Source organism: Pseudomaricurvus sp. HS19 (assembly GCF_009857815.1).
Lineage (GTDB): Bacteria > Pseudomonadota > Gammaproteobacteria > Pseudomonadales > Cellvibrionaceae > Pseudomaricurvus.
Genome location: NZ_WVVW01000002.1, coordinates 602,948 through 622,887, shown reverse-complemented (window position 1 = coordinate 622,887; position 19,940 = coordinate 602,948). Strand labels below are relative to the sequence as shown.

Sequence of the window (19,940 nt, the reverse complement as noted above, 5' to 3'; positions counted from 1 at the left end):
TCCCTGTGTGAGCCGTGGCGGATCAGGCTTCCGGCTGGCGACGGATAAAGACCCACTCTTTATCCGAGGACATGGCTTCGTTGTAAGCATAGCCTTCGCTGTCAAACTGCTTCAGCTGCTGCGGATCGGTAATGCGGTTTTTGATGGCGTAGGCGCACATCAGGCCGCGGGCCTTCTTGGCGTAGAAACTGATGATCTTGTACTGATCCCCTTTCCAGTCCTTGAATACCGGCGTGATCACTTCCGCCTGCAGCGCCTTCGGCTTCACCGACTTGAAGTACTCGTTGGAGGCCAGGTTGACCAGCACCTCCGACTTGAGGCTCTTCAGCTGCGCGTTAAGCGCGTCAGTAATGCGTTCGCCCCAGAAGTCATAGAGGTTGGCGCCGCGCTGATTGGCAAATTTGGTACCCATCTCCAGCCGGTAGGGCTGCATCAGGTCCAGGGGTTTCAGCAGGCCGTAGAGGCCGGAGAGAATACGCAGGTGCTTCTGGGCGAAGTTGAAATCGTCGGCCTTGAAGTGCGGCGCATCGAGACCGCTGTAGACATCGCCATTAAAGGCCAGCACCGCAGGACGGGCGTTGCCGGCGTCGAAGGGCTGTGCCCACTGCTGGAAGCGGTCGTAGTTGAGCACGCCCAGCTTGTCGCTGATGTGCATCAGTTTGGAGATGTCCTGCGGCGCCAGGTGGCGCAGCTCGTCGATCAGCAGTTGCGACTGATCCAGAAAATCCGGTTGGGTGTGTTTTTTGGTGGCCAGCGGTGATTCGTAATCCAGATTCTTGGCCGGGGAAATTACCAGTAGCATAGTTGTCCTCTGTCCTGCGCACCGGTGCAGCGGGCGCGCGGTGGAATTATTCCGGTCGCAGTATCTCCTGCCACCAGTTGAGTGGGGTCTCGCCGTCAGCGGGATCGTAGACATTGCCATAGGTCCACATCACATCCTCACTGGCCACGCCGTTGAGTAAATTTTCGATCTGCTGGAAACCGCAGCTGACGTGAATGGTGTAGACCAGCATGCGCGGGGTCTCGATATCCAGCTCGCCGCCGAGCTTCTCCAGCACGGGGGATAGTTCATCCACCAGTTCGCTACTGTCATCGCGGCAGTAGACACGGATCGCCAGATTGCCGCTGCGCTTGAGCAGCTCGAAGTGCTGGCTGCCGGGCTGCAGGCGGATCACGTCACCACTGGCCAGACCCTGCACAAACGCCGGTGATTTCACCAACTGGCAGCTGTCATCTTCCAGCACTTTCACCGGCAGGCGCTCCACCACCGGACTGCCGTCGGGGCCTGTTCCGGCAAAAAGTTCGATCACCTGCAGGGCACTACTCATGGTTCTGATCACTCTCAGTTTCTATAATGCCGGACATTATACGTGAATGAACCCGGGAAGGAGATCGCTATGGGTCCAATGTTACGCAGCCTCGGCCTGTGTGCCGTGCTGGCAGTTCTGCATGGCTGCAGTGTTAACCCCGTCACCGGCGCCAGTGAGTTTTCGCTGATGTCGGCGGATCAGGAGCTGGCTGTAGGCCGCCAGCAGTACGGACCGGCACAACAGTCACAGGGTGGTGTCTACACGGTGGATCCGGATCTCGGCGTCTATGTCAGCGAGGTGGGACGCAAGCTGGCCCGGGTCAGCGACCGCGGCACGCTGCCCTACGAGTTTGTGGTGCTGAACAACGATGTGCCCAACGCCTGGGCCCTGCCCGGTGGCAAGATCGCCATCAACCGTGGCCTGCTGCTGCAACTGCAGGATGAAGCGCAGCTGGCAGCGGTACTGGGACACGAGATCGTACACGCCGCTGCCGGCCACAGCGCCCAGCAGATGACCCGCAGCACGCTGCTGGGCATCGGCGCGCAGGTAGCTGGTGTGGCCGCCTCGGGCACCGAGTACGGGCAACTGGTGAGTACCGGAGCGCAGATGGGCAGCGCCATGTACCAGGCCCACTACGGCCGCAGCCAGGAGCTGGAAGCGGACCACTACGGCATGACCTATATGGCCCGCGCCGGCTACGCACCCCAGGCGGCAGTAGAACTGCAGCAGACCTTTGTGAAACTCTCCCAGGGCCAGCAGAGCAACTGGCTCAACGACCTGTTCGCCAGCCACCCGCCGTCACAGCAGCGCGTTGATGCCAACCGCAAGATGGCCGCCACCCTGCCAGCCGGTACCCGCAACAAGGCTGCCTTTGAACGCGCCACCCAACAGCTGCGCCGCGATACCCCGGCCTACCAGGCACACATCAAGGCCCAGCAGGCCGCCGCCAACCAGCAGTGGGCCGAGGCCAAATCACTGGTAGATACTGCCATCAGTAAACAGCCCAAAGAGCCCCTGTTCTACACCACCCGCGGTGAGTTGCAGCTGCGCCAGCAGCAGTTTCAGGGCGCCCTGCAGGATTTCAGCAAGGCCAACAGCCTCTATCCGGAATATGTACTGCCCCTGCTGGGCAAGGGTCTGGCCGCCAAGGCGCTGAAGAAATACGACGTTGCCGAGCAGGCACTGGAGCAGAGCGTGGAGCAGCTGCCCACCCAGATCGCCGTTTTCCATCTCGGTGAGATCAACCTGGCGCAGGGGGAGCGGGATAATGCCGTGAAGTGGTTCCAGCTGGCGGCGCAGGCCGGTGGTGAGCTGGGGGAGAAGTCCAATGCCTATCTGCAGCAGTTGCAGACACAAGCGCAGTAACAGGGTCATGCGGCGCCCGCGACAGCCACAAAAAAGGCAGCGACGTCACCGTCGCTGCCTTTTTACGTTTTACTGTGCCCTGTTGCAGAATCAGCGGCGGCAGGGAATTACTTCTTCGGACCGCGCAGTTTCTCTTCGATCTCATTGACCGAGGCGTGACGCACATCCAGACCACGAACCAGGAAGATCACGTGCTCGGCGATGTTGCGGGCGTGGTCGCCGATACGCTCCAGTGAACGCAGCGCCCAGATGATGTTCATCACCCGTGAAATGGAGCGCGGGTCTTCCATCATGTACGTGGCCAGCTCGCGCATGGCGGTTTTGTATTCCTGGTCCACCTTGGAATCTTCGTGCGCTACTTTTACCGCCAGATCGACGTCAAAACGGGCAAACGCATCGAGAGCGGTAATCACCATCTGGTGCACAATATTGCCGATGTTGCGCAACTCCACATAACCCCGGGGTGCCGCGCCATCCTCCACCAGGTAGATGGCCATCTTGGCGACCTTGTCGGCCTCGTCGCCCATGCGCTCCAGATCGCGGGTAATGCGTGCCACTGCCAGCACCATGCGCAGGTCAGAGGCCGCCGGCTGGCGACGGGCCAGCACCTGGGTGCAGGCTTCATCGAGGCGCAGCTCGCGCAGGTCTACTTCCTCTTCTGTGGCCAGTACCTTTTCCGCCAGCTCGCCATCGGCGTTGATCACCGCAGTGAGAGCATCCACCGTCTGCTGCTCGACAATACCGCCCAGTTCCAGCACCTGGGTGCGCAGCTCCTCGAGGTCGGCGTTGAACTGCTGGGAGATGTGTTGATCGAGATGTAACTTGTCCATTGCGTTCTCCGTTGTGACAGCGCCGATTCGGGACGCTACCGCAGAAATTATTGTTTGCCGTACAGCCTGTTAACCGAAACGACCGGTAATGTAGGCTTCTGTGAGCTCGTGATCGGGATTGGTAAAGACCTTCTCCGTATCGTTCACCTCAATCAGTTTACCCAGGTGGAAGTAGGCGGTGCGGTGGGAGACGCGCGCTGCCTGCTGCATGGAGTGGGTAACAATGGCAATGGTAAAGTTTTCGCTCAGCTCTGCAATCAACTCTTCGATTTTGGCGGTGGCAATCGGGTCCAGTGCCGAACAGGGTTCGTCCATCAGGATCACTTCCGGGCTCACGGCAATGGTGCGGGCAATACAGAGACGCTGCTGCTGACCACCGGAGAGGCCGGTACCGGGTGCGTGCAGGCGGTCTTTTACTTCTTCCCACAGACTGGCCTTGCGCAGGCTGGTCTCCACCACTTCATCCAGCTCGGCACGACGACTCACCAAGCCGTGAATGCGCGGGCCGTAGGCGACGTTGTCGTAGATGGACTTGGGAAACGGGTTGGGCTTCTGGAACACCATACCGACGCGGGCGCGCAGTGGCACCACATCCAGCTTGGGATCGTAGATGTTCTGGCCTTCCAGTTGCAGCTGACCGGTGACGCGACAGATATCGATGGTGTCGTTCATGCGGTTGAGACAGCGCAGGAAGGTGGACTTACCGCAACCGGAAGGACCGATCATGGCCAGTACTTCGTTCTGGCCGATATCGAGGCCAACATTGAAAATCGCCTGCTTGTCGCCATAGAAGACATCAACGTCACGCATGGACATCTTGGCACCGCTGTCGAGAAACGGTTGACCTACCGTCTCGTAGCTGGCGCTGCTGGCAGCGGCCGCTGCCGGGGTTTCCACGGCTTGGGCAATGGTTGCTTGTGCCACAGCATTGAGTTCAGTCACTTGCCTACCTCTCGTATTGGTTTACCAGCGACGCTCCAGCCGCTTGCGCAGCCAGACAGCCAGGGTATTCATCAGGATCAGGAAGCCCAGCAGCACCATAATGGCTGCTGAGGTGCGCTCTACAAAGGCGCGCTCCGGGCTGTCCGCCCAGAGGAAAATCTGTACCGGCAGGGCGGTAGCCGGATCGGTAATGCCACCGGGAATATCCACGATAAAGGCCACCATGCCGATCATCAGCAATGGTGCTGTTTCACCCAGCGCCTGCGCCATACCAATGATAGTACCGGTCAGCATACCAGGCAGGGCAAGTGGCAACACGTGGTGCAGGATCACCTGCATCTTGGAGGCACCGATACCCATAGCCGCTTCACGGATGGATGGCGGTACCGCCTGAATCGCCGCGCGACTGGAGATGATGATGGTGGGAAGAGTCATCAGCGTCAGCACAAAACCACCTACCAGCGGCACCGAACGTGGCATCTCCATAAAATTAATAAAGATCGCCAGGCCCAACAGGCCAAAAATAATCGACGGTACTGCCGCCAGGTTGTTGATGTTCACCTCGATAAAATCGGTGAAACGATTCTTGGGGGCGTACTCTTCCAGGTAAACTGCCGCCGCTACCCCAATGGGGAAGGAGAGTGCCAAGGTCACCAGCAGGGTAAACAGCGAGCCCATCATGGCGCCGCGAATACCCGCTTGCTCAGGTTCGCGGGAATCGCCTGCAGTAAAGAAGGTGGTGTTAAAGCGCTTCTTCACCGCACCGTCAGCAATCAGCGCTTCGATCCAGCTGATCTGCTCTTCATTGAAACGCCCGGTATAGGCTTCACCTTCGCCACGACTCTTGTAGTAGGTGTCGTAGTCATCATCCGCAGCCACCCACACATCCAGCTGGGTGTTGAGCAGCGCGGGATTCTCTTCCACCATCTGCCGCAACTGGAAGCCGGCGCCGTTGCTGACAATGCCATACAGGTTGCGCTTCTGGCGACGGTCGGTGACCTCGGGGAAGCGCTCCTTCAGGGCTTCCTTCAATGCGCCCTGATAGTCAGCTGCCGCGATCTGGTGCGGATCACTGGGGTCATCGATGTAGAGCATTTCGGTGGAGAGATCCACATGCAGCTTGATATAGGTCTGCAAAAACGCACTGTGCCCCTTACCGATAATGTCAGTAAACAGAACCACCAGGCAGAGCAGACCAAAAGCGATGGAAGCGATACCCATTGCGCGGAAGGTCTTCTCTTTGCGATAGCGTTTCGCCAGGTTCCGGTTCACCTTGTCGATGGTGCTCATGGTGTTTTCCACGTTGGCTCCGGTGTCGTGACTTGAGGGCTTATTCATACTGCTCCCGATACTTGCGAACCACATGCAGGGCAACATAGTTCAGTGCCAGAGTAACAACAAACAACACCAGACCCAGCGCAAATGCGGACAGGGTTTTGGGGCTGTCAAATTCCTGGTCACCCACCAGCAGAGTCACAATCTGTACGGTGACGGTGGTGACCGTATCCAGCGGATTGGCGGTGAGGTTAGCGGCAAGGCCTGCCGCCATCACCACGATCATGGTTTCACCGATAGCGCGGGAGACGGCCAGCAAAATACCGCCGACAATGCCCGGCAGGGCTGCCGGAATCACCACCTGCTTGATGGTTTCCGACTTCGTGGCACCAAGTCCGAGAGAACCGTCGCGCATGGACTGGGGCACCGCAGTGATCACATCGTCGGAGAGAGACGACACAAACGGAATGATCATAATACCCATCACCAGACCCGCCGCCAGCGCGCTCTCGGAAGAGATCTGCATGGGCAGGCCGAGGAACTCAAAAGCCCAGACGCCGCTGTCGCGCACAAAGGGCGCCACAGTAAGGGCGGCAAAGAAGCCGTAGACCACGGTGGGAATTCCTGCCAGTACTTCCAGTGCCGGCTTCACCATGGAGCGTACGCGGGAGCTGGCGTATTCGGACAGGTAAATGGCCGACATCAGCCCGGCGGGTACCGCCACAATCATGGCAATCAGCGAGATCAGCAGGGTACCAACAAACAGGGGAATAACACCAAAGGCACCGGAGCTGCCCACCTGATCGGCGCGAATGGCCATCTGTGGGCTCCACTGCAGGCCGAACAGAAAATCGCTAACCGGCACCGTCTTGAAGAACTGCAGGGATTCAAAAATCACCGAGAAGACAATGCCAATGGTGGTGAGAATCGCCAGGCTGGCACAGGCCAGCAGAATCACCTTGAACGCTGTCTCCACCTGCAGACGCGCTTTCTGCTGCGGATTGATACGCAACCAGGCGATGATGGACAGCACCATGGCTACCGAAATAGCCGCTACGGTCATGGCCATCTGGCTGCTGCGCTGCAACGCCGTCAGGGTGCTGGCGGCTTCCACCATGTAGGGCTCGGGATTGGCACCCACCATATTGCCCAAAGCCAGGTTCTTGATGTTGTTAAGCACCAGTCCCAACTCGGCGTGGGACAGGGCGGCAACCTCACCGGGCAGCTGGGCAATAAGCAGCTGGTCGATGGCATTACCATCCAGCATCAGCCACAGCGCCACCAGCAGCAGGCTGGGAATACCGCACCAGAGGGCTGTGAGCATGCCGTAGTAGAACGGCAATGAATTGAGATTGCGGAAGCCGCGTTGCGAATGATCCGCCAACGCCATGGAGCGGCCTCGTCCGAGGACGTAAGCCACTGCGATCAGCACAGCCAGTGTTACAAACAGTGAGGAGGTACTCATAAATCTCCCGGTCAATTCCAATAACTGCAGCACGTCACCAGAGCTGGCGGGTGCCTGTGGCAGAAGGTTTGGGTAAGGGCAGCAATCCCTTAACGAAAACTTCGGCGTTACGTTTTATCGTACACATGTCATGTTGCATTTGAGTGTTGTTGTACCAACACCATTCAAAGCGCGAAAACCCGGCGACCCATCAAGACCCTTGCGCAGACGCAGACTTGATTGGTCGTCGGGCTCCCTGAGGTGACCCCCGGGCAGACCCGGGAGTCGTCTGCAATTCCGACTTACATTTGCAGGTTTTTCAGGCCTTTTACATCAGCCATTACCTTGGCGCGTTCCTTCTTGCTCAGAGGGATCATACCCTTCTCGGACAGGTAACCTTCGCCACCAAAGGCTTTCTCGCTGGTGAATTCAGCCAGGTACTCTTTCATACCAGGGATGGTCTTCATGTGCTCTTTCTTCACGTAGAAGTAGAGTGGGCGAGACACAGGGTAAGAACCGTCAGCGATGGATTCGAATTCTGGTTCCTTGCCTTCCACGATAGAGCCCTGGATCTTGTCGGAGTTCTGATCCAGGAAGCTGAAGCCGAAGATGCCCAGGGCGTTCTTGTTGGCGTTCAGTTTCTGCACGATCAGGTTGTCGTTTTCACCGGCTTCGATGTAGGCACCATCTTCACGCACGCTCAGGCACGCTGACTTGAAGGCAGACTTGTCGGTTTTCTCCATGGCCTTGATCCAGGAGTACTCTTTACAACCAGCTTCCAGAACCAGTTCCTGGAAAGCGTCGCGGGTACCGGAAGTTGGCGGTGGGCCCAGAACTTCAATTTTGGTGTTTGGCAGCGCAGGGTTGACGTCCTTCCAGGTCTTGTAAGGGTTGTCAATCATGGTCTCGGAACCGTTGGGGTTTGGCACCTGCTTGGAGAGGGCCAGGAACAGGTCCTTGCGGGTCAGCTCCATCTGCTTGGCGTGTACGGAGTTACCGATGACGATACCGTCATAACCGATCAGCACTTCAACGATATCCTTAACACCGTTTTCCTGACACTGGGCAAACTCGGTGGACTTGATGCGACGGGAGGCGTTGGTGATATCCGGGAACTGTACACCCACACCGGAACAGAACAGCTTCATGCCGCCGCCGGAACCGGTGGATTCAATTTTCGGAGTCTTGTAGTTGGTGCTCTTACCGAAACGCTCGGCCACAACAGTGGCGAAGGGGTATACGGTAGAGGAACCCACGATGCTGATATAGTCGCGGGCGGCGTGGGCAAACTGGGCACTTGCGGCGGTGGCCGCCAGCGTAGCAATCATCAATGTCTTTTTCACAATGTTCTCCTGACTTTAAAGGCTATCCCTGGGCGGTAACTCTGGCCCGGTGGATACGTCGCAGGTGATGCTAGGCGGCGCGGGTGACAATTGTATGAATCTATTGTGACACTAATGTTACAAAGAGCCAGTATAGCCGCCAGGCCCGGGCTGTGAGGGTTTTGCCGCCATCGCCGGAGCTTTCCGGTATACTGCGCCGACGCTGAATAACCATAAGAATCCAGTCGGAGGGGTCTTATTTCGATGTCACCGCAATACTCTGGTATCCGCGGGGTCCTTGCATGGATCGACGCTTTTGCCCAGTTCACCGGCCGCTGGATTGCGCTGCTGACACTGCTGATGATGCTGCTGACCTGTGTCATTGTAGTACTGCGCTACGGATTTTCCCTGGGTTCCATCGCCCTGCAGGAGTCGGTGGGCTATCTGCACTCAGCGGTGTTCCTGCTGGCCATGGCCAGTACCCTGCAGCGGGATGGCCATGTGCGGGTGGATATCTTCTACCGCCGTTTCAGCCGCGCCAAGCAGGCCTGGGTCAATGCCCTCGGCAGCCTGCTGTTCCTGCTGCCCGTGGCAGGCTTCCTTCTATTCAGCAGCTGGAACTACGTCGCCGATGCCTGGGCGGTGCGGGAGGGGTCGTCCAGCGCTGGCGGCCTGCCTCTGGTGTATCTGCTGAAAAGCCTGATCCCCCTCACTGCGGTGCTGCTGGCCCTGCAGGCCATTGGTGAAGTGCTGCGCGGCCTGCTGGTACTGCTGCAGGAGCCACAGGCAAGCGGGGAGGGCAGCAGCCATGATTGATATGCTGCCCCTGGTCATGTTTGCGCTGGTGTGCCTGTGCCTGATGATCGGCTATTCCGTAGCCTTTACCCTGGCAGGCACGGCACTGTTGTGCGCCGGGGTGGGCATCCTCGCCGGCCACTTTGACGCCAACCTGCTGCGCGCCTTCCCCGACCGGGTGTTCGGCACCATGAACAACTACACCCTGATTGCCGTGCCGCTGTTTGTGCTGATGGGTGTGATGCTGGAACGCTCACAGGTGGCGGAGGAGCTGCTGCGCAATATGGCGCGCCTGTGCGGGCGGCTGCCGGCGGGCATGGGTATCTCGGTGGTGGTGGTAGGCATGCTGCTGGCGGCCTGTACCGGTATTGTCGGCGCCACGGTGGTCACCATGGGCCTGATGTCACTGCCGGCGATGCTGCGCCGTGGCTACAGCCCGGCCATTGCCACCGGGACCATCTGTGCCACCGGCACCCTGGGCCAGATTATCCCCCCCTCCATTGCCCTGGTGCTGCTGGGGGATGTGCTTTCCAGCGCCTACCAGCAGGCACAGCTGAAGATGGGTATCTTCAACCCGCAACCGGTGTCCGTCGGGGACCTGTTCGTGGGCGCCATCGTGCCCGGCCTGTTGCTGGTGGTGCTTTATATAGCCTATCTGCTGTTTGTCTCCCTGCGCCGCCCCGACCTGGCGCCCAGTGGCCAGGACGACACCGATGAGCACCAATTGAGCACCTGGCAGTTACTGCGCACCCTGGCGGCGCCGGTGATCCTGATTGTGCTGGTGCTGGGCTCCATCATCAGTGGCGCGGCCACCCCTACCGAGGCTGCCGGGGTTGGTGCCCTGGGGGCCACCCTGATGGCCTGGCAGCGACGCCAGCTGAGCCGCCAGCGGCTGCGTGAGATTGCCGAAAGCACCACCGAAGTCACCGCCATGGTGTTCGCTATCCTGCTGGGGGCATCACTGTTTTCGCTGGTATTCCGCGGCTTTGGCGGCGAGGAGATGATCACCCACTTCTTCGAGAACCTGCCCGGCGGCGTGGTGTCGGCGACCCTGATTGTGATGCTGGTGATCTTCCTGCTGGGCTTTATTCTCGACTTTATCGAGATCACCTTTGTGGTGGTGCCCATTGTGGGACCGGTACTGCTGGCCATGGGTCTTGATCCCATCTGGCTGGGCATAATGATTGCTATCAATTTGCAGACATCTTTCCTGACGCCGCCCTTCGGTTTCGCCCTGTTTTACCTGCGTGGCGTGGCCCCGCCGGAAGTGGCTACCGCCGAGATTTACCGTGGCGTCGTGCCTTTTATTGTGCTCCAATTGGCGCTGATGCTGACGCTGGCCCTGTGGCCGCAGCTGATAACCGCGCTGCCGGGGCTGATGCGTTAAACGTGTACGAGGTTTGAGCAATTCAATGATTGAAGAAGAAGAGTACAACGATCTGGATGACGAGCCGGAACCCTCCGGTGAGCTGACCCTGCAAGCCCTGGCCATGCCCAAGGATACCAATCCAAATGGTGACATTTTCGGCGGCTGGCTGATGTCGCAAATGGACCTGGCCGGCTCCGTGCGCGCCTCCGCCATCGCCCGCGGCCGCGTCACCACCGTTGCCGTTGGCAGCATGGCGTTCCTGCGCCCCGTGCCGGTTGGCGCCACCATCAGCTGCTACGCCGACGTGCTCTCCATCGGCCGCTCCTCCATCCGCATTCTGGTGGATGTGTGGCAGTACCAGCCGGAAACCAATGAGCGTTACAAGGTCACCGAAGGTACCTTTGTCTATGTCGCCATTGATGATAACGGTCGCACGCGCTCGATCAGCAGCTGAACAGACGCTGCCACGACACCATAAAAAAGGGCTGCAGATGCAGCCCTTTTTTATGGCTTGCCGCGGCGCTCAATCCCGCAGCTCAGTCCCGCAGCTCATAGTAGGCCTGCTCCGAAACCCGGTGGTAGTTCTTTATGCCGTTGTAGAACTCCATATAGGCATCATAGACACGTTTGAAATCCGGGTTTTTGGCGGACTCCTCGGCGTAGATCTGGTGGGCGATCTGCTCCAGCTCCCTCAGTACCGGCTCTGGAATGGGTCGCAAGTCCACATGGTGCTTGTTTACCAGCTCCTCCAGCGCGCGGTTGTTGCGGCCGGTAAACTCATCCAGCATATCCTGGTTGGCCATGCGCGCCGCGGTATCCACCATCGCCTGCAGGTCAGCGGGCAGGGCCTCGTAGGCGTCCTTGTTAACAATCAGCTCCAGCGTGGAGCCGGTTTCATGCCAGCCGGGGTAGTAGTAGTACTTCGCCACCTGATAAAAGCCAAACGCCAGGTCGTTGTAGGGACCCACCCACTCGGTGGCATCAATCACCCCGGTTTGCAGCGCGGTGTAGAGCTCACCACCGGGAATATTGACCGAGGTGCCACCGGCGCGATTCCACACTTCGCCACCAAGACCGGGAATGCGCATTTTCAGGCCCTTGATATCATCCATGGTGTTGATCGGTTTGTTGAACCAACCCGCCATCTGGATACCGGTGTTGCCGCCGGCAAAGGGAATGATATTGAAGGGGGCGTAGATCTCCCGCCACAACTCCATGCCGCCCCCGTAGTAGAGCCAGCCGTTCATCTCCTGGGCGTTCATACCGAAGGGAATGGCAGTAAAAAACTGGGTCGCGCTGTTTTTACCTTTCCAGTAATAGGCAGCGCCATGACCTGCCTCCACACTGCCGGAGGAGACCGCATCAAACACCCCCAGTGCCGGCACCAGCTCACCGGCGCCGTAGACACTGACCGTGAGGCGACCATCGCTCATCTCGTTCATCAGCCGCGCAAAGTTAGTGGCCGCTGAACCAAGTCCGGGAAAATTCTTCGGCCAGGTGGTGACCATCTTCCAGTGGTAGGTCTGTTGCTCCCCCCTGGCGGCCATCACGGCCCCACCCGATTTGCCGGTAGCCATCTTCTGCGCCACCAGGGCCCAGAACAGCACCACCACCAGGGCCACCAGCCCCAGGATTACCGCCGGTTGCCAGCGGCCAACCCCCTTGTTGTTCATGCGAAACCAATCCTTTTTATTGTGTTGTTATGGTCAATCAATGTGTGTCATGTGCGCGGTTGTGATGCAACGTCAAACAGATCGCCCGGGGGAGAAGGTGAATTCCAGCGCAGCTGGAAGAGAGGCTGGTCTGGGCCACAGGGCGAGCCTTTAATGGTGTCCTACACCGCCTCCAGCTTGGCGAACTTCAACACCAGCCACTTGATGCCCTCTTCAGCAAAGTTCACCTGCACCCGCATACTGGCACCATCGCCTTCAAAATGCAGGATCACCCCTTCACCAAACATGGGGTGACGTACCGCCTGACCGAGGTAGAAGCCACTCTCCTCATCTTCCTGGGGTCGCAGCGGTGTCACCGGGCGGGAAAAGCTCAATGGACGGCTGATGGTGTTCTTCATCCGCACTTCTTCAATTAACCCCGCCGGTATCTCCTTGATAAAGCGCGACACGCTGTTGAAGTTCTCCTGGCCGTGCAGGCGCCGGCTCTCGGCGTAGCTGATCACCAGTTTCTCCATGGCGCGGGTGATACCCACGTAACAGAGCCGCCGCTCCTCCTCCAGACGTGACGGGTCTTCTGCGGACATACGGTGGGGGAAGAGGTTCTCTTCGGCACCGGCGAGAAACACCAGCGGGAACTCCAGCCCCTTGGCGGAGTGCAGGGTCATCAGCTGCACCGCATCGTCGAACTCGTCGGCCTGGGCATCGCCGGCATCCAGCGCGGCGGTATCGAGAAAGGCTTCCAGGTCTGACAGCTCGTCGTCATCGTTTTCAAAGGCGCGACTGGCGTTGACCAGTTCATCGAGGTTTTCGATGCGCGCCTGGCCTTTCTCGCCTTTTTCCGCCTTGTGGAAATCGTAGAGTCCGGAGTGGTGAATCACATGCTGGGTCAGCGCCGCCAGGTTCTTGCCCTGCACCTGCTGTTGCAGCTCATCCACCAGCGCCATAAACGCCCCCACCGCCGAGCCTGCGCGGGCAGCCAGCGCCCGGTTGCTGACCATGGCGCGCGCCGCCTGCCACAGGGAGCTACCCTGTTCGCGGGCGAAGAGACGCACCTGATCCACGGTCTTGGCACCGATGCCACGGGTGGGGGTATTCACCACCCGCTCGAAGGCGGCATCGTCGTTGCGATTTACCAGCAGCCGCAGGTAGGCCAGCGCATTGCGAATTTCCAGCCGTTCGTAGAAGCGCTGGCCACCGTAGATGCGGTAGGGCATACCTTCGCGCAGCAGCGCTTCTTCCAATACCCGCGACTGGGCGTTGGAGCGGTAGAGAATGGCGCACTCGTTGCGGGTGCGGCCACTGCGCACCCACTGTTCGATACGCTCGACAATGTAGCGGGCTTCGTCCTGTTCATTGAAGGCGGCGTAGAGGCTGATGGGTTCGCCCTTGTCGCCTTCGGTACGCAGGGTTTTGCCCAGCCGGCCGCGGTTGTTGGCGATGACCGCGTTGGCGGCGTCGAGGATATTGGCGGTGGAGCGGTAGTTCTGCTCCAGGCGCACGGTTTGGGTATCGGCAAAGTCGCGCTCGTAACTCTGGATATTCTCGATTTTGGCGCCGCGCCAGCCGTAAATGGACTGGTCGTCGTCGCCCACCGCCGTCACCCGGCACTGGTTGCCCGCCAGCACCCGCAACCACGCATACTGGATGGTGTTGGTGTCCTGGAACTCGTCCACCAGGATAAACGGGAAGCGCTGCTGGTAGTGGGCCAGCAGCTGCGGCGCATTGAGCCACAACTCGTGGGAGCGCAGCAGCAGTTCGCCGAAGTCCACCATGCCGCCGCGGGCGCAGGCCTCCTCGTACTCACGGTAGAGCTTCACCATGGTGGTGATATAGGGGTCACCGGTGATCTGGATATAGTCCGGGCGCAGGCCTTCGTCTTTCTGGGCGTTGATAAACCATTGGGTCTGCCGTGGCGGCCACTGCTTCTCATCCAGCTGCAGCTGCTGGGTGACGCGCTTGATCAGCCGCAGCTGGTCGTCGCTGTCGAGAATCTGAAAATTCTGCGGCAGTCCCGCCTCCTGCCAGTGGGCCTTGAGCAGGCGGTGGGCAATACCGTGAAAGGTACCCACCCACATACCTCGGGGGTTGAGGCCCAGCAGCTCTTCGATGCGGCCGCGCATCTCCCGGGCCGCCTTGTTGGTAAAGGTGACCGACAGGATGGAGTAGGGGGATACCTGCTCCACCTGGATCAGCCAGGCGATACGGTGCACCAGCACACGGGTCTTGCCACTGCCGGCGCCCGCCAGAATCAGCTGGTTGCTGGCCGGTGCTGTCACCGCTTCGCGCTGTGCGTCGTTGAGATTATTGAGAATAGGGGATACGTCCATCGCGGAATTCTACCAAATTAATGCGCGGCTATTGTGGTGAATAGTGTGCTGCAAGCCGGGACTCGCCGGCTTTTGTAGCAAAATTACAAAAAACGGGTGCGTTTACTACAAGGTTTTTTATATGATGGCCCGAGGCGCTGCCCTCTGCAGGGCGTGCCCGCCCCCAAGATCTGTTCAGGAAGCCCGACCCGTGAAGCCCGCTGAGCTGACCACCCGTATTAGTGGTGCTTTGGAAACCATGCGCAAATCCGAGCGCAAGGTAGCCGAATACGTACTGCGTAACCCCACCAATATTATCCACATGCGTATCGTCGATCTCGCCCGCGAGGCCGAGGTAAGCGAGCCTACGGTGGTGCGCTTCTGCCGTGCCATTGGCTGTGACGGCTTCCAGGACTTCAAGCTCAACCTGGCGCAGCAGCTGGCCTCCAGCCCCAGCTTTGGCCAGATTGCCGTTACTGACCAGGACTCCATCGCCGACTTTACCCACAAGGTGTTTGACTCCACCATCGACACCTTGCTGCAGGTGCGGGACTCGCTGGACGCCTCTATCCTCGATGCCGCGGTCACCTCCATCTGTGCCGCCAACCGGGTGGAGTTCTACGGCTTCGGTGCCTCCGGTGCGGTTGCCGCGGACGCCCAGCACAAGTTTTTCCGCCTGCAACTGGCTACCGCGGCGCACTCCGATCCCCATATCCAGAACATGTCCGCCATGTCCATGCAGCCTGGCGATGTGATTGTGGCGATATCCCAGAGTGGCCGCACCAAGGCGCTGCTGCACTCCATGGAGATGGTGAAGCAGGCCGGCGGTATCGTCATTGCCATTGCCCCCAGCGCAACACCGGTAATCCAGAACGCCACCATCCCCATCGTGGTAGACGTGGAAGAGGATATCGAGATCTACACCCCGCTCTCCTCCCGCATCGCCCACTTGGTGGTGATCGATGTGCTGGCCATTGGTGTGGCCCAGCGCAAGGGCTCGCAGCTGCAGGATCACCTGTTCAAGCTCAAGCAGGGCTTGCGTTCCCTGCGGGTGCAGCCGGAAGACAAGCGCTGAGTGCCAATTAATACTGTAATTATATACAGCCAAGACCGCGGGTCACCCCCAATAACGCAAAAAGGCAGCCAAACGGCTGCCTTTTTGCTGTCGGACCGGCTTTCGGTCTCAGAGGCTTATTAAACCTCAGGGCCGGGGCTCGAGGAAGTGAGCGCGAATCTGCTGCAGCTCCTCATCGGTCACATCCAGGTTCTGCTGGATATAGGCCAGAGCGGAACCGGACTGCTGCTCCATATAGTCGAGTGTGGTGTCGATGTAGGACATGCGCACACCGGTCAGCGGCGCCAGCAGCTCTTTCGGCAGTTTCGCCATCATGGCCATGCGGGGATCCTGCTGCGGCTTGCCTTCATCACCATGGGCATCGCCCCCGGCATCACCATGGTCACCCTGCGACTCCACGCCACCCAGCGCCTTGCGGGCATCGGTCATGGTGGTGTAGTAGACCTCACTGAGCATAAAGTCCTGCTCGATGGTGTCGCGGTCCACACCCAGAGTGGTGAGGATCAGCGCCGCGGCGATACCGGTGCGGTCCTTGCCTGCGGTGCAGTGGAAAATCATGGCCTGATCGCTGGCCGCCAGACGGTCAAACATGGTGGTGTACTGCTCATCCAGGTTTTCCAGGATTTGCGGGTACATGGCCGCCATGGCCGCTTCCACTTTCTCCGGGGTGGCTTCCGGGTCCATCAGGATACGGCCGAAGCTGTCCATGCCCAGGTCATACTCCCAACTGAGGATATCGGTACCGTCGCCCTGCCAGTGGGTAGGCTCGTTACTGCGCTCAGGCGCGGTGCGGAAATCCACCACCGTGGCGATCCCGGCTTCCTGCAGCTCTTTATAATCAGCGTCGGTCAGACCGGTAAGGGCGCCGGTGCGGAACAGCTTGCCCCACCGTACCTGCTGGCCGTCGGCGTTGACGTAGCCACCCAGGTCGCGGAAGTTCTTGCCCCCCTCCAGCGGCAACCAGCGGCTGCTGGCCTCGGCGGCGTGGCCGTTGCCAGGCAGCACTTTGAAGTAGTAGCGGTTGACGCCTTCACCGGCCTGCCACTGGAAGCTGGTGCCTTTTACATCACCGGCAACCACCTTGCCGTCGGTGTACTCCGGGTTCTCGGAGACCAGCACGGAAACCTGCTGTTGCGGGTCATCCGCCTGCCAGCTCAGGCTATAGCTGTGCTGTTCCGCGTCGTAGCTGACCGCCAGGTTATTGATGTTGTTGGAGGGGGCTTCCGCCTGGGGCGCCTCCTGGGGGCTGCAGCCCTGCAGCAGCGCCAGGGTGGCAGCCACTGCCAGCGGGGTTTTGAAAGTTGTCAGTTTCATCGCTATCAACTCTGTCATGAATATTGTTTGTTATAGAGTGACCCGGGCTATTACCTGCCATTGGTGTCAGGGGGCTGACTCTAACATGTAAACCCGGGCCGGAGTGGTGACCCCGGGTAAAGTCATGTTAAACACTGGTGCGGCAAATTATAGGCACCCGCGTGTAGCCGGTACAGGCAGCCGCCGTCCAGTGTCGCCCCACTCCCGGCGGATCGGGGCCCGCACCAGACCGCTTCTCCGGGTCGTGGTTACTGCTTTTATTCGTCTGCGGACGTTATCAGAAGTTCACCCGCACACCCGCCTGGTAGCGACGGCCATATCGTTCTACCTGATCGGGAGTATCCTCACTGCCGGTGTAACGCTCATCAACGGCATCGGTGAGGTTATTGGCGTTGAAGTAGAGCGACACCTCCGCACCCGGCAGCTCTACCGGCAAGGTATAGCGCAGCGACAGATCCAGGCGTTTCTGCGGCGCCCAGTACTGCGCCATGCCGGCGGACTCGGTGGCGGTGAGCCAGTCATCCCGGTACTGGTAGTTCAGGCGTGCCGAGAAGGACTCGTTTTCGTAATAGAAAGAGGCGTTGTACACCAGGTCGGAAGTGCCGGGCAGGCTGAACTCTTCGCCTTCCAGGGTGGTGAATTCACTGTCCAGCACACTGGCATTGGCGCTGAAACCAAAACCACTCAGCGGGTTGTCGTAGTCGATGCCAAAAACATCCGTGAACTGGGCGATCAGGTTCAGTTCCAGCCCCTGCAGGTAACCATCGTCACCGTTAACCGTGCCGATAAAGTCCCAGGTCTCGCCGGTGTTGGCCGGCGAGTAGATACCGGCATCAATGGTAGAGACGGCGTTGTAAATCACGTTATCGATATCGCGGTAGAAGCCGCCCACCGCCAGCAGGCTGCCATCCCCCAGGTACCACTCCCAGGAAACGTCCATACCCCAGGCTTCTTCCGCTTCCAGCGCCGGGTTGCCCCCACTGATGGTCTCGGACAGGGCATTGACCGAAGCCGACGCACGCCATTCGTTGTAGGTGGGGCGACTGATACCGCTGGTCAACGATACCCGCAGTTTCTGGTCTTCGGTCAGGTCGTAGTTCCAGTGCACGCTGGGCAGTACATTGGTGAAGCTGTCGGAGTAGTTGGCATCCGGTCCACTGGAGGTGTAATCCGTGTTCTCCACCCGCACCCCGTACACCAGGCTACCCCAGCTGAACTGCGAGGTGTTCATGGCATAGAACGCGGTGATGTCCTCCTCAATCTGGACAATCAGGTCATCGGCGACCGGGGCCGCGATGGAACCACCGGCGGCCTCAATCCAGGCGTCCAGCAGGCCGGCGTTGTCATAGTAAGTACCGCCAACACCGTTATCGAAATCACTGTCCCAGGGCTTGTTGGTATTGAAGCTGTCGATATCGATACCTGCGGGTAACGGACTGCGGCTGGTGGACAGGGCATAGCCTTCCGATTCGCGCTGATCCAGGCGCACACCCACCTGCAGGCGGTGGTCGAGGCCAAAGCCGCGCCATTCGCGGGAACCATCCAGTTGCCACTGCGTAGACTCCACCTCCAGCAGGGAACTCAGAGGCATTCCCAGGTGAGTGGAATAGCTGACATCGGACAGGTCCAGCGGTGTGGTGGTAAAACGCTGGTAGAGGGTCATGGAAGGGTCTTGCAGGTCGCTGACATCGTAGTCCGCCGCCACGGTACCGCCGGCACTGAGAATAATGGGCAGGTCGAGCTTGTTGTCGGTTTCGGTGTAGTTCAGCCGCGTTTCCAGCAGCCACTCGCCCAGCTGGAAATCCGCCCCCAGCGTGGTGGTGTCGGTGGAGTTGCTGTACTCACCGTCCTGCAGCCAGCGCTGCACCAGCACCAGCGGCTCATAACCGCTGTCACCCGGTGTGACATTGCTGCCCATCGCCCCGGCACCATCCTGCAAGCCAAACACAAACTGGTTGCGCTGTTCGTGATCGACAAACTCGCTGTAGAGGTTGGAGACGAAGACGCGGCTGATACCGTCGTCAAAGCGATACTCCAGCTGGCCACCATAGGCCTTGTTTTCACGCTCCACCAGATAGTTGCGGAACTGGATTTCATTGACGTTGCGCAGCCCGGTGGCCGCATCCATGGTCAGGTCATACTCGCGGTTGTCGGTGACCTGCTCGCGGCTGTCTTTGGAGCCGTAGACCATGACTCCCCAGTTATCGTTGGACCAGGAGAGGCGCAGGCTGCCGGTGTCGATATCGCCGTCACCCAGGTCCTGTTTGCCGGTACCGATATCCAGCGCCATGCCAAAGCCTTCTTTGGCAAACGGGCTGAAGGTGTCGATGTTGATGTAACCGGCGATGGATTCTCCGGGCATGGCAGCGGTGATGGCCTTGTTGGCCTCAATACGGCCGGTAATTACCGCCGGAAAGCTGTCGAAGCGGGGCACGCGGCCGTTCTCGGCACCGGGCAGCTGAATACCGTTAATAGACAGGGAGGTGTAGCGGAAGGGGGCACCACGGAAGTTCACATAGCGGGCCTGGCCCTGGTCCCGCTCCACCGCCAGACCCGGTACCCGCGCCAGCGAGTCTGCCAGGTTCTGGTCCGGGAAACGGCCGATGGTATCCGCCGACACCACATCCACATAGTTGTCGGCATCGCGCTTGGCCATGATAGCGGCCTGCTGGCTGTCGCGGATGGGCAGGGCGGCGACCACAATCTCTTCCATGGGAGCAGCGGCGGCAGTCGCAGCCACTGTGGTGGCCTGTTGGGCGCTGCCGGCGGCAGCCTGAACGGACAGTGCTACGGCCAAAGCCAGCTGTCGCTTGGGAAACACAACCATAATCAAAACCTCAGATACAAATCGGTGTGATGAAGTGGTTGTGCAATATCAGGCGCCAATATGGCAGTTCTGTGAAAGAGAGATCCCATGTCG

At 59.5% G+C, this 19,940-nt stretch carries 16 protein-coding genes; 5 read left to right on the top strand and 11 right to left on the bottom strand.

The window, feature by feature from the left end:
- Nucleotides 1–22 precede the first annotated feature (22 nt).
- Nucleotides 23–802: a peroxide stress protein YaaA gene (gene yaaA / locus GSF27_RS10600; RefSeq protein WP_160968705.1), complete on the bottom strand. Its 780-nt coding sequence runs from the start codon at nucleotides 800–802 to the stop codon at nucleotides 23–25.
- 46 nt (nucleotides 803–848) lie between these two features.
- A complete protein-coding gene (locus GSF27_RS10595) occupies nucleotides 849–1,328 on the bottom strand; it encodes a DUF4265 domain-containing protein (RefSeq protein ID WP_160968703.1) in 480 nt (159 codons plus the stop codon).
- 69 nt (nucleotides 1,329–1,397) lie between these two features.
- Between GSF27_RS10595 and GSF27_RS10590 the strand changes: the two genes are divergently transcribed.
- Nucleotides 1,398–2,675 (top strand): M48 family metalloprotease, encoded by a 1,278-nt coding sequence (locus GSF27_RS10590; RefSeq protein WP_160968701.1) that lies wholly within the window; start codon nucleotides 1,398–1,400, stop codon nucleotides 2,673–2,675.
- Between the two features lie 107 nt (nucleotides 2,676–2,782).
- Here the strand turns inward: GSF27_RS10590 and phoU are convergent, their stop codons facing one another.
- The 5 genes from phoU to GSF27_RS10565 form a co-directional block, all read right to left on the bottom strand.
- Nucleotides 2,783–3,505, bottom strand: coding sequence for a phosphate signaling complex protein PhoU (phoU, locus tag GSF27_RS10585; RefSeq protein ID WP_160968699.1), 723 nt, complete (start codon nucleotides 3,503–3,505; stop codon nucleotides 2,783–2,785).
- Between the two features lie 69 nt (nucleotides 3,506–3,574).
- The gene (gene pstB, locus GSF27_RS10580; RefSeq protein ID WP_304627209.1) at nucleotides 3,575–4,321 is read right to left on the bottom strand and encodes a phosphate ABC transporter ATP-binding protein PstB; all 747 of its coding nucleotides are present in this window, start codon (nucleotides 4,319–4,321) and stop codon (nucleotides 3,575–3,577) included.
- A 147-nt stretch (nucleotides 4,322–4,468) separates the two neighbouring features.
- Entirely contained in the window at nucleotides 4,469–5,785 is a 1,317-nt protein-coding gene (pstA, locus tag GSF27_RS10575) for a phosphate ABC transporter permease PstA (protein WP_237457477.1), read from the bottom strand.
- Nucleotides 5,778–7,187: a phosphate ABC transporter permease subunit PstC gene (gene pstC / locus GSF27_RS10570; RefSeq protein WP_160968695.1), complete on the bottom strand. Its 1,410-nt coding sequence runs from the start codon at nucleotides 7,185–7,187 to the stop codon at nucleotides 5,778–5,780. Before pstC ends, pstA begins: the two co-directional genes overlap by 8 nt.
- Nucleotides 7,188–7,468: 281 nt before the next feature.
- Nucleotides 7,469–8,509, bottom strand: coding sequence for a PstS family phosphate ABC transporter substrate-binding protein (locus GSF27_RS10565; RefSeq protein WP_370462592.1), 1,041 nt, complete (start codon nucleotides 8,507–8,509; stop codon nucleotides 7,469–7,471).
- Nucleotides 8,510–8,752: 243 nt separating this feature from the next.
- Here GSF27_RS10565 and GSF27_RS10560 point away from each other — a divergent pair, with 243 nt between their 5' ends.
- Genes GSF27_RS10560 through GSF27_RS10550 form a run of 3 tightly spaced genes read left to right on the top strand, consistent with a single transcriptional unit; the run spans nucleotide 8,753 to nucleotide 11,106 of the window.
- On the top strand, nucleotides 8,753–9,304 hold the full coding sequence (locus tag GSF27_RS10560) for a TRAP transporter small permease subunit (protein WP_160968693.1): 552 nt from the start codon (nucleotides 8,753–8,755) through the stop codon (nucleotides 9,302–9,304).
- Nucleotides 9,297–10,670: a TRAP transporter large permease subunit gene (locus GSF27_RS10555; RefSeq protein WP_160968691.1), complete on the top strand. Its 1,374-nt coding sequence runs from the start codon at nucleotides 9,297–9,299 to the stop codon at nucleotides 10,668–10,670. Before GSF27_RS10560 ends, GSF27_RS10555 begins: the two co-directional genes overlap by 8 nt.
- Nucleotides 10,671–10,695: 25 nt before the next feature.
- A complete protein-coding gene (locus tag GSF27_RS10550; RefSeq protein ID WP_160968689.1) occupies nucleotides 10,696–11,106 on the top strand; it encodes an acyl-CoA thioesterase in 411 nt (136 codons plus the stop codon).
- Nucleotides 11,107–11,188: 82 nt separating this feature from the next.
- Here the strand turns inward: GSF27_RS10550 and GSF27_RS10545 are convergent, their stop codons facing one another.
- Both GSF27_RS10545 and uvrD read right to left on the bottom strand, forming a co-directional pair.
- Entirely contained in the window at nucleotides 11,189–12,325 is a 1,137-nt protein-coding gene (locus tag GSF27_RS10545; protein ID WP_160968687.1) for a TRAP transporter substrate-binding protein, read from the bottom strand.
- 161 nt (nucleotides 12,326–12,486) lie between these two features.
- Complete coding sequence (gene uvrD, locus GSF27_RS10540; RefSeq protein ID WP_160968685.1) at nucleotides 12,487–14,652, bottom strand: DNA helicase II; 2,166 nt, start codon at nucleotides 14,650–14,652, stop codon at nucleotides 12,487–12,489.
- Between the two features lie 190 nt (nucleotides 14,653–14,842).
- On the opposite strand from uvrD, the gene hexR reads away from it, so the two are divergent.
- Nucleotides 14,843–15,706: a transcriptional regulator HexR gene (gene hexR / locus GSF27_RS10535; RefSeq protein ID WP_370462590.1), complete on the top strand. Its 864-nt coding sequence runs from the start codon at nucleotides 14,843–14,845 to the stop codon at nucleotides 15,704–15,706.
- Nucleotides 15,707–15,832: 126 nt separating this feature from the next.
- On the opposite strand, the gene GSF27_RS10530 is transcribed toward hexR, so the two are convergent.
- Nucleotides 15,833–17,020, bottom strand: coding sequence for a tyrosine-protein phosphatase (locus tag GSF27_RS10530; protein WP_160968683.1), 1,188 nt, complete (start codon nucleotides 17,018–17,020; stop codon nucleotides 15,833–15,835).
- Between the two features lie 277 nt (nucleotides 17,021–17,297).
- On the bottom strand, nucleotides 17,298–19,847 hold the full coding sequence (locus GSF27_RS10525) for a TonB-dependent receptor (RefSeq protein WP_160968681.1): 2,550 nt from the start codon (nucleotides 19,845–19,847) through the stop codon (nucleotides 17,298–17,300).
- Nucleotides 19,848–19,940 lie beyond the last annotated feature (93 nt).